14 protein-coding genes are annotated in these 14,644 nt (G+C 37.6%); 7 read left to right on the forward strand and 7 right to left on the reverse strand.

The window, feature by feature from the left end; genetic code table 11:
* Positions 1–540 precede the first annotated feature (540 nt).
* The 3 genes from QXK50_05890 to QXK50_05900 form a co-directional block, all read right to left on the reverse strand.
* Positions 541–825 (reverse strand): hypothetical protein, encoded by a 285-nt coding sequence (locus tag QXK50_05890; protein MEM2008691.1) that lies wholly within the window; start codon positions 823–825, stop codon positions 541–543.
* Positions 782–1,045 (reverse strand): AbrB/MazE/SpoVT family DNA-binding domain-containing protein, encoded by a 264-nt coding sequence (locus tag QXK50_05895; GenBank protein MEM2008692.1) that lies wholly within the window; start codon positions 1,043–1,045, stop codon positions 782–784. The genes QXK50_05890 and QXK50_05895 overlap by 44 nt, the downstream gene beginning before the upstream one ends.
* Before the next feature lie 830 nt (positions 1,046–1,875).
* Positions 1,876–2,043 carry a hypothetical protein gene (locus QXK50_05900; protein ID MEM2008693.1) on the reverse strand — a complete coding sequence of 56 codons (168 nt, stop codon included), beginning with the start codon at positions 2,041–2,043 and terminating at the stop codon, positions 1,876–1,878.
* Positions 2,044–2,391: 348 nt separating this feature from the next.
* Between QXK50_05900 and QXK50_05905 the strand changes: the two genes are divergently transcribed.
* Both QXK50_05905 and QXK50_05910 read left to right on the forward strand, forming a co-directional pair.
* Positions 2,392–2,661 carry a hypothetical protein gene (locus tag QXK50_05905; GenBank protein ID MEM2008694.1) on the forward strand — a complete coding sequence of 90 codons (270 nt, stop codon included), beginning with the start codon at positions 2,392–2,394 and terminating at the stop codon, positions 2,659–2,661.
* Positions 2,630–3,085: a type II toxin-antitoxin system VapC family toxin gene (locus tag QXK50_05910; protein ID MEM2008695.1), complete on the forward strand. Its 456-nt coding sequence runs from the start codon at positions 2,630–2,632 to the stop codon at positions 3,083–3,085. Before QXK50_05905 ends, QXK50_05910 begins: the two co-directional genes overlap by 32 nt.
* A 948-nt stretch (positions 3,086–4,033) precedes the next feature.
* Here the strand turns inward: QXK50_05910 and QXK50_05915 are convergent.
* Positions 4,034–4,357: a nucleotidyltransferase domain-containing protein gene (locus QXK50_05915; protein ID MEM2008696.1), complete on the reverse strand. Its 324-nt coding sequence runs from the start codon at positions 4,355–4,357 to the stop codon at positions 4,034–4,036.
* On the reverse strand, positions 4,326–4,724 hold the full coding sequence (locus tag QXK50_05920) for a HEPN domain-containing protein (GenBank protein MEM2008697.1): 399 nt from the start codon (positions 4,722–4,724) through the stop codon (positions 4,326–4,328). The genes QXK50_05915 and QXK50_05920 overlap by 32 nt, the downstream gene beginning before the upstream one ends.
* 1,291 nt (positions 4,725–6,015) lie before the next feature.
* Between QXK50_05920 and glmS the strand changes: the two genes are divergently transcribed.
* A complete protein-coding gene (gene glmS, locus QXK50_05925) occupies positions 6,016–7,842 on the forward strand; it encodes a glutamine--fructose-6-phosphate transaminase (isomerizing) (GenBank protein MEM2008698.1) in 1,827 nt (608 codons plus the stop codon).
* A 277-nt stretch (positions 7,843–8,119) separates the two neighbouring features.
* Here glmS and nagA read toward each other — a convergent pair whose 3' ends face one another.
* Both nagA and QXK50_05935 read right to left on the reverse strand, forming a co-directional pair.
* Positions 8,120–9,286, reverse strand: coding sequence for an N-acetylglucosamine-6-phosphate deacetylase (nagA, locus tag QXK50_05930; GenBank protein MEM2008699.1), 1,167 nt, complete (start codon positions 9,284–9,286; stop codon positions 8,120–8,122).
* Between the two features lie 46 nt (positions 9,287–9,332).
* Complete coding sequence (locus QXK50_05935; GenBank protein MEM2008700.1) at positions 9,333–10,289, reverse strand: GNAT family N-acetyltransferase; 957 nt, start codon at positions 10,287–10,289, stop codon at positions 9,333–9,335.
* Positions 10,290–10,420: 131 nt separating this feature from the next.
* Between QXK50_05935 and QXK50_05940 the strand changes: the two genes are divergently transcribed.
* The 4 genes from QXK50_05940 to QXK50_05955 all read left to right on the forward strand — a co-directional run bounded on the left by QXK50_05940 (position 10,421) and on the right by QXK50_05955 (position 14,429).
* The gene (locus tag QXK50_05940) at positions 10,421–12,118 is read left to right on the forward strand and encodes a beta-N-acetylhexosaminidase (protein ID MEM2008701.1); all 1,698 of its coding nucleotides are present in this window, start codon (positions 10,421–10,423) and stop codon (positions 12,116–12,118) included.
* Between the two features lie 563 nt (positions 12,119–12,681).
* Complete coding sequence (locus tag QXK50_05945; protein MEM2008702.1) at positions 12,682–13,065, forward strand: HEPN domain-containing protein; 384 nt, start codon at positions 12,682–12,684, stop codon at positions 13,063–13,065.
* The gene (locus QXK50_05950) at positions 13,055–13,453 is read left to right on the forward strand and encodes a nucleotidyltransferase domain-containing protein (GenBank protein ID MEM2008703.1); all 399 of its coding nucleotides are present in this window, start codon (positions 13,055–13,057) and stop codon (positions 13,451–13,453) included. Before QXK50_05945 ends, QXK50_05950 begins: the two co-directional genes overlap by 11 nt.
* A gap of 43 nt (positions 13,454–13,496) precedes the next feature.
* Entirely contained in the window at positions 13,497–14,429 is a 933-nt protein-coding gene (locus QXK50_05955; protein ID MEM2008704.1) for a DUF523 and DUF1722 domain-containing protein, read from the forward strand.
* Positions 14,430–14,644 lie beyond the last annotated feature (215 nt).

The following is a 14,644-nucleotide window of genomic DNA, read 5'->3' on the forward strand; positions in this document are numbered from 1 at the left end:
AGGGAGGTTTAAAGCTACATTCTCAGCTCATGCTGGGTTCAGCTCTTCGCCGGTCTCAGGCGCATTATCTACCCCGCATAGAGCGGACTTGGGGTTAGGTATGTACTTTACAGGTGTTTGTCTCATCTTGAATCACTATCTCTACTACCGCTTGAGCCGTGATCCTCTGTTATGTAATTACTCAGTAATTTAGTAGTTTAGTAGTAGCGGACAGGTTTTAGAGTTGTTGTGAGAGCGGTATCTATCATGTCTAGATGTTTGAGACTTTGTTTCTGTGTTGGCTTTTTGACTGGTATTGCTGAGCCTGATCTTAATGTTATTTGAGTACGTGAGTGTGTTTTTTAATTAACTTGAAAAGCCTCTTATCGTATAATTGACTTAAGGTCTTCTGGTGTGTATATAATTCCCTCTATCTTGTAGTTGTGTTGTTTCAGAAACTCGATGAACTCTTTGTATATTGTTAGCCATGGAGTATTGGCTATCTTAGCTGTAGAGTAGTATGGGGCGTCTATGTAGTCTTTATGGTCCTCGTTGTAGATTCTATAGGCCTCTATGTATGCTTCTATGGGTATGTCTAGCATGTTGTATGTTGTTTCTTATAGAGTCTAGACCTACTTTGACTACTTCGAGATGTTCTAGTGGTATAGCTTTGATTACTTTCCACATCGCCTCTAGGATTCCGACTTCTAAGTAGTAGATTTCTAGCTTTCTAAACAGAGCTATAGCTTTTAAAGCGTCTTCCTCAATCTCTACGCCTAGAGCTGGTAAGAGGAATGTTGTATCAACTAGTACTCTCGGTTTCCGCGATATACTTCTTCTGCTCACGTATGCTCTCCCCCTCAAGTTCTCTCAGAGTTATTCTCGCAACCTTCTTATCCTTAAGCGAGAGAGTTATAGCGTCCGGTAATGGTATAACCTCCAGCTTGTTATTACTTACGGCAAGCACAACTCTACTCCCCTCATCAATACCCAACATATCTGCAACCTTCTTCAGAATAACTATAGTCCTCTTCCGACCTACACGCACTATCAGACTTTCAGCCATTTCAGACTATCAATAAGTTCCAACCTACACTACCTAATAAACACAGTGAGCAACAACACCTACAGATAGCAACTCTAGAACTATCGCATGGGTGAGTACCGACCGTTAGGACGGCCTTCGGGTTAGGTACCTAAGCTCTATCCAATGTCGTCTATATCGAGACAACAAACATCAGTAAGGCAGGAACCGTGGAAAGGAGTATGTAATAAACTCCTTAATTGACATACTCTACTCCATACTCTACGGAATTCTGTCCACAGGCATTGGTTGTCTTTGGGTTAGACCTATTCCATGGGGTCATATATGCCTTGAGAAGCTACCACATCGCTAATCTACGATCTATCCAGGGTATTCAAGTCGTTGACTGTATACGTCATCATTTAAGCATGGAAAGGAAGATTAAGAGCTCTAAGAGGCTCGAGAATGCTAACACCTAGAACTATCGAAGCACTACTAAGCCACCTTCATGGAGAGCTGTCGCATGAATCCTAGAAACTATACATAGAAGTTAAGGTGAATCTTCCGGCGCATAACATGAAAGCAAACTAATCTTACGAAGACTTGCTAGAGAGATAGGTTTAGTAAAGAACCCTAAACCTGAGGTCAGCAAGATATAGCGCTAGGGAGACATCTACGTAATATAAGACAAAACGATCTGAAATAATCAAGAAAACAGAAGAGGAATAAAGAAACTGTGAATATTCATAAATGGAAGTTTCAGTACTTGAAAGTACCGAGACTTCGCCTACGTCCTCAACCGTTATGTAACTAAAGTTTAGTCTTTTTCAGTAACTCACAAACTACGGTAGGCACCTCTTCTCACTCCAATCTTAGTAAGTTCTTGAATAAGTTCTTTCAAAGTTTTCCACAGGATCCCCGAAGAAATCTTCTGAAATCACAGCTCCTTTCATCAAGTCCTCAAGGATTTTAACACATACTTTGACTATCTTACCGCTGGAACTTTTCTTCTCATCACAAACTACCAAGGTTTTACTCAAGACTAAGCATCTCAATAAACTTTTCTTGTTTTCTGAGGTCTTGCAATTTCTTTTCAAGGCTTCATATTTTTTCGCTGCTGATAAGGTCTCCTACTTTATCAAAGTACTTGAGGTTCCACTCGAGTGTTGCGTACTTCTTCTTGTAGAGGGCAAGAGAGTACCCGTGGGAGATGTGCTATGTTGATGAGCTGATTATGCGGGTTTCTGGCAGTTAAGTATGTTGTCGGTTAGTCGATCTATATGAGGTTTAGTGTGAATGGCTTAATGGATAGGAAAGTAAGTTAGTATAGAGGTTGTAACATCTAGACTTATATACCGATATTAGTATATCTAGGTATGGGAATTGGAATGGGTAAGGTTAAGACTAGTATTTATGTTGATGAGGATCTCTGGAAGGAGTTCAAAAAGATTGCTTCTTCAAGGGATCAAGAGCTTAGTGAAGCTCTAGAAGGCCTTCTTAGAGAAGAGCTTATGGTGGATCTAGAGGCCGTGATTAGAGAGCTCGTTAATGAGTTAGATACGGAATTGAATTTCAAACCTGTTAAGGCGAAGGCCTCCGTTAGTGAACTTGTTAGAGAGATGCGGAATGAGAGAGAAAGTTGTTTACTTAGACAGTAGCGTCATTGATAAGAGGTATATCGAAGAACCCGGTAGCGAATACGTAGGACAGCTATACGTGCAGGCTTACAATGGCTTAATCAAGATATCTTTCAGTCTCTGGAATATCGGTGAAGTACTCGGAGTTCTGGATAACTCGAGGACAAGAGAGATCATTACAGCTGAGGACTACCAAGTGGTTAAGAAACGATTCTTAAGTGAAACTCTAAGGCTTACTAAGCTTGGGTACCTGGTTACTGTACCAGTTAAATTATCTACGCTTAGAATAGCCTGGAAAATCGTCGAGAAACACCACATATACCAAGCAGATGCTCTACAGATAGCCTCAGCAAAATCAATAAATGCAGACGAATTCCTAGTCGCAGATAAGAGGCTCCACCAAGTAGCACTAGAAGAAGGGTTAAACTCTAGCTACATTACTTAACAAGTCTCCTTCAAGAAGTGAGGAAGAAAAACTATAGCCTGATAATAATCTATTCTTGATAAACGAATAACGCAAATGCTTAAAGCCTATTACTAGATGTTGCTGTTGTAGTTTAAACATGGTTAGTGTTTATAGAGTTAAGTCTTTGGTGTTAGTACCTCTATGCATAGTATTTTAAGATGATGTTGGATTCCTTGATTATATCTGTTGCAACAAATTTTCTGCATCCAGCTACAAGCCTGTTGCTAAGTGTAGTAAGTCGAGTGTTCTAAGCCAAAGGCCAAGAGGCTTGTTGAAGAGGCTTACTTTAGGGGCTATGTGTAGTCTAGGCTTAACGAAGTTTTTGAGAAGCGCTGGCATAGGCTTGTCTTTAAGACTTGGAGAATTGGTTATGGAGTAGGTCTACTTTTAGCCTCCACAATCTTTGCTCTAATACATATAGTTAATTACTGGAACCCAAGTACATCGAGATGGGAGCCGATTTAGTGGATGCCTATACACATCCTCGGGTGCTTCGCCTTTGGATGTGTGGTCGGGGCTATAAGGGAGGCATTAGACATTTACGTTTTGGTATAACTACATGGGGGTATAGTATCTGCCTACGTTCCTATCATACTATACAAGTGAGTTGATCCTAAACGCTACTCTATTCATCAGCTGGTTCATCTTCTTCTACCTCCTGGCCATATTCTTCCACAAATCTGAGAATCTAAAGCTCAGAGCTTAGTAATTAGGTACACTATCTCTGCTTCTACTCAATAACACACGATAAGCATCCTCCTATCGCTTTTCAACCTCGTTAGAGATCGAACGTCTACTTTCTTTCTACTAAATTCTTGTATGTTTTACCGTATTGCTGAAATCTATGGTAGCTTCTTATGACAGAGGTTGTCTCTTAGTTTAGAAAGCCTTAAATTTAAGGTTGCTATAAGCTTGTGATCGTCGTGTTTATGGTTTTATCTCTATCCAGTACTTTGATATGTCTCTGAAGAACGCTTTGCTTAATCTACTCTTGAATTCTTGTGGTGTTAAGGCTACTATGTCGAATCCAATATCCAGTGGTAGCTTTGTTCTTACAAATGCAACTCTATCTGGGTAGCTCATACTCTTGAAGCACTCGCATACAACTACTATATCAACATCGCTTTCAAGCGTGTGATCACCTCTGGCGTAGCTCCCAAATAAGTAGATCGTGGCATTGATCTCTCTAGCAAACTTTCTGAGGATCTCTACAATGTTACTACGGGTCTTGAATAGCTTTTGAGACCTCATCTACTACACCCCTGGCAATTGAGACAGCTTCCTCGGCATGCTCCCTCGAGATCTCCTCTGATGGTCTCTCTAACCCAGCGTTGGGGTATCTAGCTAGAGTGTAGTATGCAGATAGCTTAGCGAGCACAACTTCACTAAGTGAAGTAGTAGTAGAGCCCTTGACTCTACGATAGAGTTTAACAAGGTCGTGACCCCGTGGATACTCACCTAGAACATGAAGCACTAAGGCTTTCAGAGCTTTCTCAGCAGCTTGTTGAGCAGCAAAACAGGCCCAGTTGTACCCACCTATACTAATGCTTACCTCAGCGTGCCTAAGATCAGCTCTAGCCTCTGCTAACCAGTTGAGAACCTCCTCTCTTACTGGCATACTATCACTTCAATGGTATCCATGTATACCACAGTTTTAACTGTTTCCCGCCATAGGTTTTTGTAGATTTCCTGAGACGTATCATTATGGTTCCCTAAAGCCCCTCCCCCATGGTCTTTCATGGATCTCGGGAACACGGGGGCACCGAAAGGTTTGTATATATTCATTGATTTATAGGTTTTGTTGAATTGTATCAAGAGTTCTAAACATCCTAAAGAAATCTACAAAATTACGTGTTTAGAAAGAGGGGACGTAATGCTATATATCTAGTACCTAGAAAAAAGAATAGCTAACGAATTCTTCTTCAGCTCGAGAAACAACTTCAACTTAGTGGATCCATAGCGTTTTGCTTCATGGATTTAGTGCAATGGTAGCTCTGGATATCTCTTCCTAAAATATTTGTATAGCTCTTTCTTTACTTTCACCCATAAGGCTACATTCCTGGAATACATATGTTTCTCTCAGTATCCAGTGAAACAGTTTTCTCAAGAATCCTTGCTGACTCCTCAACACACTTCACTAGTTTTCGTATTTGTGGCTTCTCTTACCATATACTCTCGTCGCAAAGGATGTAGCTATCTCGACCATATCCTTAACAAGCTCCTACATATAGTTCTTTGACTTTTCCAATCTATATGCGATCTAGCTTATACATTTCTTTCTCAAACTTCTCATATAAAACAGATAGATAATTCTGTATTTAGACTTTGATTAGATCTAAGACTAAATACCGTTAAACCAATGATTCCAAGAAAACCCAAGTGATTCAATAAGATTCTCTAGATTCTGTTCAAAACCTTTAAAGGTCTACCTCTATTCAATTTACATAGCTTTAGTTTATGATTAATACTTAATCTTGTTATCTCACCTAGAGCAGATACACTAACATATACCCAATACCTAGACTAGGGTGACTGAAAATTAATATAGTATTCATTTGTTTAGATAGTTGAAATCTCTAGAACAGATCTCGATAATAGAGTTCGAGAGGAGAAGTTGTTGAAGAAATGTATTCAAGGTTAATAACTATGCTGTTCATCTATAGCGGTAGTGGTTGTCTATGTCCATCATCTAGGTTGTTTTAGTTTCTTAGGTTTTCTGATACAGAAATAACCAGAATACCAAGAATTGAACAATCTATGTATAGTCTATATAGTTTTTTGCAGTAGGTTACGGTATATACTGAGTCTTCTAACCGTCTTAGATATTCATTAATATCTGCTACATCAATTATGTTGATTAAAGGTTAAGATTTTGCAGAAAATGTATTGTGAGTGTATTGGGTGGTGATATGGGTGGAATTTTTGGTATTGTTTCTCGTGATAAACGTAATATTGTTGATATAGTTGTTCGTGGGGTCAAGGTGCTTGAGTATAGAGGTTTTGATGGTAGTGGTCTAGCTGTACTAGTTGATGGAGATATCAAGATATTTAAAGATGCTGTAAAAATCGATATACTGAAGGAGAGGTACAGGCTCAACGAAATCTCTAGTTGGATTGCTTTAGGGCATACTAGGTATGCTACTCATGGAAAACCGCATAGAGAGAATACTCAGCCTCATAGCGATTGCTATAACCGTATAGCAGTTGTTGGAGATGGCGCTATTGCAAATTATGAGAAACTGAGGGACGAGGCTATATTTAGAGAACATAGAGTTGTTTCACGTTGTGATTTCGAGATTGTTGCTCATCTAATTGAGGATGAGCTTAAGAGAGTCTCTAGTTTCTTAGATGCATTGATTAATGTGGTGAAAAAGGTCTCAGGCTTCAATAGTTTTGCTGTTCTATATCCTAAATGCAACTGTATTGCTGTATATACATCATTAGCACCAATATTTTTAGGAGCATCAGGTAATTTGTTTGCGGTATCCTCTGGCAAAGGCGCTCTATATGGTGTAGTAGATTCGTATACTGTTCTAGAGAGAAATGAGGTAGCGATAATTACTGAAGAACGTATCGAGGTTTATAGTGCTCTAGATGCTAGAAGAATACAGAAAGACTTTAGGAAACTCGATATAGATCCCAACTACATCGATAAAGATGGGCATCCACATCACATGCTTAGAGAGATATACGAAATACCTTACTCTATATCTAGAACAGTATCATCTGTACAGGAAAAGTATCTAACACTTGCAGCAAGACTTATTTCAGATGCTAAAAACCTCTTCATTATAGGTAATGGAACAAGCCTTCACGCAGGTCTAGTTGCATCCTACTATTTCTCTGAACTTGCTGACATAAACTCAATTGTTGTAAGTGCAGCAGAATTCCCGTTATACTATGTAGATAATGTTTCTCCAGGTACTGTAGTTGTAGCTATTTCGCAATCGGGTGAAACAAGAGATGTTATACAGTCTGTTTATGAAGCTAAGATCAGAGGCGCAACTATTGTGGGTATAACGAATCATATAGGCTCTAGACTAGCCAATCTATCTAACCTCTATCTACCTGTAGCAGCAGGACCCGAAATCGCTATTCCTGCTACAAAAACCTTCACATCAACACTAGCTCTTCTCTATATGCTATCACTAAAAGCCTCAAGCTATATAGGGAAGATGACTGAATCTGAATATAGAGAACGTATAGATGGATTAAGATCTTTTAGCGAAATGCTGATGAATCATATGCATAGAATAGATGTAGAATCATCAAATGCAGCTAAATATATAGTTGACTGTAGAAGTGGGTACATCACATCAAGAGGCATAACCTATCCAATAGCTCTAGAAGGAGCCTTAAAGTTTAAGGAAACAGCATATATCCATGCTGAAGGTGTAGAAACTGGCGAATTTAGACACGGTCCTCAGTCACTGATAGAGAGAGACATATTTACAATATTTCTTGTACCAATTGAGAAATCAGCTATACCCTCTACCTATGAGCTTATCCAGCTTGCTCTCAATAGAGGTGCTAAAACAATTGTTATAGGATTCAATATAGAACAACAGCTAGACAACATTCAGAAAGGTATCGTGATCCAGGTACCATATTCTGAAAGACATCTAGCACCTATAGTTATGACACTACCGCTTCAGTTCATGGCATATAGATTAGGTGTATTATTGGAAAGACCTATAGATACACCAAGATATTTATCAAAATCTGTAGCTCACTAGAAATACAAACCATTTTAAATCTATATTTTCTGGAATTCCACAACTTTACCAAGACTCTGAGACTTAGAATCGATAGCTGGTTCTACTACCGAGGGCTATTCTTCAGAAGGTGCAATATCTAGAGACAATCACATATAATGTTTCAATAGAAAGAGGAATTTAAATGCTTAGCTATATACTATAGGATAACTGGTTAAAGCTCTATAACAAGCTCTATCTACTGTATCATTAGTGGAAGGATCTTGTGTATTGTAGAGTAGATAATGTAATGCTTAGTTTATTTATCTAGTACTTTCTCGCCTTCGATATAGACTTTTCTAATCCTATAGTTTTCATCTATAGCCACTATATCGGCTAGATACCCTATCTCTATCTTACCTATCTTAATCTTTGATTCTAGATCTAAGCTTTTAACTGGTATTGTGCTACTCATTTTAGCTACATCTACTATGTTAAAGCCTAGATCTAGAAGATTTCTAAAAGCTTTATCCATGGTCAGTACGCTTCCAGCTAACACATCTCTGTCAATTAACTTAGCTACTCCTTGTTCAACACGTATCTTTAGATCTCCAAGACTATACTCACCATCGCTTAATCCTGTAGCTGCTATAGCATCTGTTATCAATACTATTCTATCTGTACCTGCATACTTTACTACATGTCTAATTATAGCTGGATGGAGGTGTACATAATCAGCTATAATTTCTAGATATACTGAAGGATTCTCGATTAGAGCTAAAGCTATACCTGGGTCTCTGTGATGAAACTTCTTCATACCATTGAATAGATGTGTAGCCTTGGTTACACCACTCTCTATAGCCTTGACCCCTTCTTCATAAGAAGCATTTGTATGACCAGCACTAACAACTATACCGATCTGTTTTACATAACGGATAAAGTCGAGAGAGTTCTCGATCTCTGGAGCTACTGTGACTTGGATCACACTATTGTTAGAAGCTTCAACAAGTTCTCTAAGTTCTTGAATACTTGGCCTCCTGATGTATCTAGGGTTATGTGCTCCAGCCATTTCCTTATTGATGTAGGGACCTTCTAGATGGAGACCAAGGATTCTAGCACCATGTACTGGTCTCCACATAGCTTTAGCGTTATGTATAGCTTTACATACAGCTAGAAGAGTATCGTGAGGTGCAGAAATAGTTGTTGGAGTAAAAGAGGTTACACCGTATTTGACAAGTCTATGCCCAATCTCTAGAAGAGCTTCAGGTTCTGAATTCCATGTTACATCAATTCCTTCAACTCCATGTATATGTGTATCAATAAATCCTGGTAAAACAGTATAACCATCTAAATCTTCACTCTCGATGTTTAGGTATGGTGGAGATCCTCTACCTATATCTATGATTCTACCTCTATCTATCACTACATATCCATTATCAATAACTCCACATTCTCTAACTATTTTAGTATTCCTCAACACATACATATACGCAACACTACATCTATATCGTTTTAACCGGTTTACAGCCAATCTATACTTCTAGACTCATTATCAAGTAATGCTTTATCCGCGTAATACCGGGGACTTGGGTATAGAAGAACAAGTGTGTAGTCCAGGTTACCACAGAGTATCTATGGCCAGCAAGCTTCATCTCGCTTAACGCTCTAAACAGCAAGACACTACCGATACCTAAACCCCTAAACTTTCCATCAACACCTATAGGCCCAAACTCGTTTCTCCCCATTCTGTTATATACGGCAAAACCTATGAACTCGTTATTTGTTTCAGCCAACAATATTGATGGAGGATTATTCCTAAATGCATAAAGAGTCTCTACACCCCAAAACGGGTTACCAAAAGCCTCCTTAACCCATTTAACTATAGCTTCTTCATCAGATTCGCTACCTCTTCTAATCGTTATCCCCTTACTTCTTATAGCCTCTTCTATCTTCATGATTCTTCGTGGGTAATAGAATTGCGTGAGATCAACTTCATAATTCACATTTTCTGAGATCTTATTATAGCCTAGTTCTTCGAAGAATTCTATATAGTCTTCATATAACACGTTTACTCCAGGCATGAAATAGAATGGTGCGTAAGCATATAGAATCACCTTCTTCTTACCTAAGCCATCTAGTGAATTCAGGAAGAACTTCATAAGATCTAGCTGTATATTCTTCAACAGATCTCTATCTAGATCAGGATCTACAGCAAAATCTTTAATCCATATAGTGTCTCTAGAACTCTCTACAACTTCTATAGGCTCCTTCGATACATCTACCCCTACCAGAAACCCTAGAACATGGTCCTTACCATCTATAGCTATATATATTAGATCTTCTCTAGCATTAGGATCTTTAGTCACAAAATTTAGGAAAGAGTATGTATCTACAGTATCGTAGGTGAATGCTTTATTATGAATTCTACACATCTCTAGAAAAATATTCTTATCTCTCAGCTCCAGATACGTAGATATCCTGTAGCGCATATACTCGAAACCCTTTAGAGAACTATGTTCAGCAAAATTAAAATAGTTATTTTATCACTATAGATACGGTTTTAGTTTAGATCGAAGATAGGGTACCTAATTATTGTAGCTTTATATGGTGAGTGTAGAGATTGAATAGAGGTAGACCAATTCTAGTCCCTGAACCTAAGAAGATTAGATTTAGCGGTAGATGGTATAATTTCAATGGATTTACGAATATGTCTAGTTTCCTGATGAAGGAGTTTGGTGTTTCTTTAGGTAGATGGGAGATAGTTAGAGAAGGAGTTGATGTGGATAGAGTCTATATAGTTGTTGAAGAGAATAGGGTTAGATTCTATGGTGATGAGAGAATAGCTTATGCAACAATACTTCAGCTTGTTAAACAGTATAGAGATAGGTTACCTGAGGTAGAGATTGAGGAGAAGATGAGCTTCAGGTTCAGAGGTTTTCATCTCGATGTTGCTAGAGGAGGTGTTCCTACTGTAGAGACTTTGAAGAAAATACTTAGGTTGCTTTTCTTATTGAAGTACAATTATTTTGCACTATACCTAGAAGATCTGTTTCCTTGGAACAAGTATCCAGATATAGGTGTTCTGAGGGGGAGGTATACTGAAGATGAACTTAGAGAAGTAGTAGAATATGGTCTCAAACTCGGTATAGAAGTGTTCCCGTCTCTAGAACTCTGTGGACATATGGAGAACATATTATTGTTACCTTCATACAGTATGCTTAGTGAGTGGTGGCACCCTAGAGAAGGAGTGATAAATGTTATCGATAGTAAAGCTAGAGAGTTTGTTCATAATCTTCTTGAAGAAGTTCTGAACTTTTTCCCAGGAAAGTATATACATATCGGTGGTGATGAGGTATGGGCTTTAGGTAGAGGAAGATCACTAGATATACCAAGAGAGTTCAGAGGGCCACAGCTATATGAGGAATACTATAGAGAACTAATCAGTATAGTTAGATCAAAAGGCAAGATTCCCATGATATGGGGAGACATGATAATGTCTGCTTACATGAGGGAAGATGAAGCTAGATACTGGAGAAAACTCATAGAGAGTAGCATTTGGAGAGACACAATAATCGTTAACTGGGACTATGGTGTTAATCCCAAGAATTATTTTGTGGAGAAGATAAGAATCCTCAGCACAAGAGGATTAAAACAAGTAGTGGCTCCAGGTCTCTGGAACTGGAATAGATTCTATCCAGACTTTATAACAGCATTAAGCAACATAGAGAGTTTCTTATCAGCAGCTAGAGAAGAAGGTGTAGAAGGTTTTCTAATTACTGCATGGGGAGACGATGGAGCAGAATGTCTCTTCTCTTTTCTAGAACCTCTACTACTAGCATCAATCGAGATAGCAGAAGGTACTGGTGAATGGGAAGATAAGTGGGTATCACTAATAGGTGAAGATCCCAAGGTACTCAATGTTAGAAAGATATTCGGTAAAGTTTCTACAGTAGTCCATAGATGGAGAGAGTATTGGGGCATATGGCTTCCAAAACATATACTACTCAAAACCGATATACTTAAGCTTGTAAAGTACTACAGTAGAGAAGATATAGAAAAACTAGTGCCTCAGCTCGAGGAAGCTATAAATACGTCGAAAGATGTGGAACTACCACCCGATCTAGATTTCATGAAACGGTTCTATATAGCTACACTAAAAGCTATCAAGAACAATATATCTGTTCAAGATTACATAGAGCTCTCTAATATCTATACAAGACTATGGCTTAACGAGAGAAAAATCCAAGGACTTGATTCAATAATCAAGAAGTTTTGGGGTGCAGCAGGAGTAACAAGAATAGAGAATATCAATGCTTAAGATCTATAGATACTGAAGCCACGTGAAATGATGTTTAACAATATAGCAGTAGATTCTGGTTAAAGACACTTACACGTCTCTTAATATATCGGTTACTGTGAGTTGTTTTAAATTTTGTTGATTTCTGGGTTATATTTTGTTATTGTTTTTGTTAGTTTATCTACTTTTGTTGTTCTTTATCTTATTTTAGAGATATTTATTTGAGGTAGTATGTTAATGGTTTAAGGTTTATTTAGATAGTTTTGTTGGTTGATTCTCTTATGCTTGAGGCTAATGTGTTAAGAAGCTTTACTCTAGTTACTGAATTACGTGTATAACTTATGATGATGGGTTTCATTGCCGTAATTCTATATGATTTATCTTTGGAGAGAATATGCTTTTGCTAGGTCTTGCTCTTTTCATTGAATAGCCTCTGCATCTCAATGTAGATAATTTATAAATGCTTTGATAAGAATTTATGTAATAGGACTTCTAGTTTGGTTTGAGATTTTAGAGATAGATAAACAGTTTAATACTACTTCAATCTGTTATACATTATGTGGATAACCAGTATCGTGATATATATGGTATCTCGCTTTAGGGATTGGTTAAGACAGTCAGAGAGAAATATGGCATCTGCTGTAGCTAACTATCGTGAAGGAATATATGAGGAAGCATGTTTTGAATCACATCAAGCTGCTGAAAAAGCTATAAAAGCGCTTTTGAATTATCTCAATAAGGAAAGAAGAGGCCATTCTTTGCTATTCCTTGTATCAGAAGCATCAATTGAAGTTCCAGAAGAAGTTAGACGATGTATTTTAGATCTAGATAAACACTATATTCCATCGAGGTATCCAGATATATTTGATGAAGGAGCTCCACTAGACTACTATACTAAAGAAGATGCCGAGAAATGTCTTTCTTGTGCAAATAAGGTAATTGAGTGGGTGAAATCTATTGTTAAATGATTTAAATACATTATTAGAGAAATATAGGAAGAAACTAGCATTAAGACTTGTGATACTCTTTGGCTCTAGAGCAAGAGGAGACTATACAGATAGAAGCGATATAGATATACTAGTGGTTGCAGATGATCTACCTAAAGATCCTAGAGAATCATTTGCACTACTTCGCGATACTAGTTTCGTAAATGTTAATCCAATTGGCTTCAATACGGAAAGCTTTCTTAAAAAACTTAAGGATGGTAGTGTATTTGTTATTGAGGTAATAGAGGATGGAAAGATACTATACATAGATAACGAATTCCTAGATAAGGTAATGAAAATATATAGAGATGTAAGAAAAAGATACGCTAGACAAGGAAAGACATGGTACTTGATTTCATCGAAACAATAAGGCTATAGATTAAGTTATCTAAGTGTCTAGGATAGTGTTGCATATGGCTAGACCAAGGATAATGCTTAGTGAGTGCTTAGGAGTAAAGTCTGTGAGATATGATGGAAACATAGTGTTTGATTCATTTATAGAAATACTTAAGAAGTACGTAGATGTTGTACCTATTTGTCCCGAGGTAGGCATTGGGCTTGGGATTCCTAGAAACCCCTTAGTTCTGAGTAAAGAAAACAACAATATTGAGCTAATTGATACAGGAACAGGATCTATATACACTAAGCTTTTAGAGAAATTCGCTATAGATGTTTTAGACAAGACAGATGTCGATGGAGTTGTACTAAAGTCTGCTAGTCCTTCTTGTGGTGTAGGTGATGCTAAAATATATGGACCAGATAGAAGGGTTGTAGGAAAAGGAGATGGGATATTTACAGCTACAATAAAGAAGCTTATACCATGTATTCCGATAGAAAGTGAAAAGAGGCTCTATGCTTACGAAATTAGGGTCAGATTTCTGACGAAGATTTTTTCGTTTGCTGAACTTAGATCAACACTATCTAACTTAAAATCTATTGAGGAACTTGTAGACTTCCATAGAAAATACAAATACCTAATTATGCTACACAGTCAAGAGAGTTTAAAAAACTTAGGAAGATTAATTGCAAAAAGAAAAGAATACGTATCTGAGGAGCTAGCTAATAGGTACAGAAAGGAGTTTACGAAGGCATTGTGTAGAAATCCATCACGAAGATCTTACGTAAATGTGTTCATGCACATATACAGTCATTTAAAGAAAGATTTGAATACAAATGAGAGGAGATACATCATAGATTTGATCGAGAGATACGGAAACTGTAAAGAAAATCTGAAAACCATTATGATATACTTTCGGGGCTTTATACACAGATTTGAGGATAGTTATCTAGCAGAACAAAGATTTCTCTTTCCATATCCTGAAGAACTAGATTCTATCTCTCAATAAGCTTAAACGTTTAAAATCATTATACTACTAACATTAGATTCAAGTAGATGGGTAAATTAGTAAAAAGGCACTCTATAGATGTACCTCGTATAAAATCATTACGAGATTCATACAAATTTAACTGGAGCTATGATTCTAGAACCCTCGGAAATCGTGTCATGGAAATCTTAAGAATATTAAGAATATCTAGAGAAAGTTATTACGAAAATAGGAAG

It is taken from the genome of Ignisphaera sp. (assembly GCA_038831005.1).
In the GTDB taxonomy this organism is placed as follows: domain Archaea; phylum Thermoproteota; class Thermoprotei_A; order Sulfolobales; family Ignisphaeraceae; genus Ignisphaera.

Excerpts from the sequence above, each read along its gene's own strand:
- QXK50_05895 (MEM2008692.1), bottom strand. The coding sequence starts at position 1,045 with ATGGCTGAAAGTCTGATAGTGCGTGTAGGTCGGAAGAGGACTATAGTT.
- QXK50_05905 (MEM2008694.1), top strand. The coding sequence starts at position 2,392 with ATGGGTAAGGTTAAGACTAGTATTTATGTTGATGAGGATCTCTGGAAG.
- QXK50_05910 (MEM2008695.1), top strand. The coding sequence starts at position 2,630 with ATGAGAGAGAAAGTTGTTTACTTAGACAGTAGCGTCATTGATAAGAGG.
- QXK50_05915 (MEM2008696.1), bottom strand. The coding sequence starts at position 4,357 with ATGAGGTCTCAAAAGCTATTCAAGACCCGTAGTAACATTGTAGAGATC.
- QXK50_05920 (MEM2008697.1), bottom strand. The coding sequence starts at position 4,724 with ATGCCAGTAAGAGAGGAGGTTCTCAACTGGTTAGCAGAGGCTAGAGCT.
- glmS (MEM2008698.1), top strand. The coding sequence starts at position 6,016 with ATGGGTGGAATTTTTGGTATTGTTTCTCGTGATAAACGTAATATTGTT.
- nagA (MEM2008699.1), bottom strand. The coding sequence starts at position 9,286 with ATGTATGTGTTGAGGAATACTAAAATAGTTAGAGAATGTGGAGTTATT.
- QXK50_05935 (MEM2008700.1), bottom strand. The coding sequence starts at position 10,289 with ATGCGCTACAGGATATCTACGTATCTGGAGCTGAGAGATAAGAATATT.
- QXK50_05945 (MEM2008702.1), top strand. The coding sequence starts at position 12,682 with ATGGTATCTCGCTTTAGGGATTGGTTAAGACAGTCAGAGAGAAATATG.
- QXK50_05955 (MEM2008704.1), top strand. The coding sequence starts at position 13,497 with ATGGCTAGACCAAGGATAATGCTTAGTGAGTGCTTAGGAGTAAAGTCT.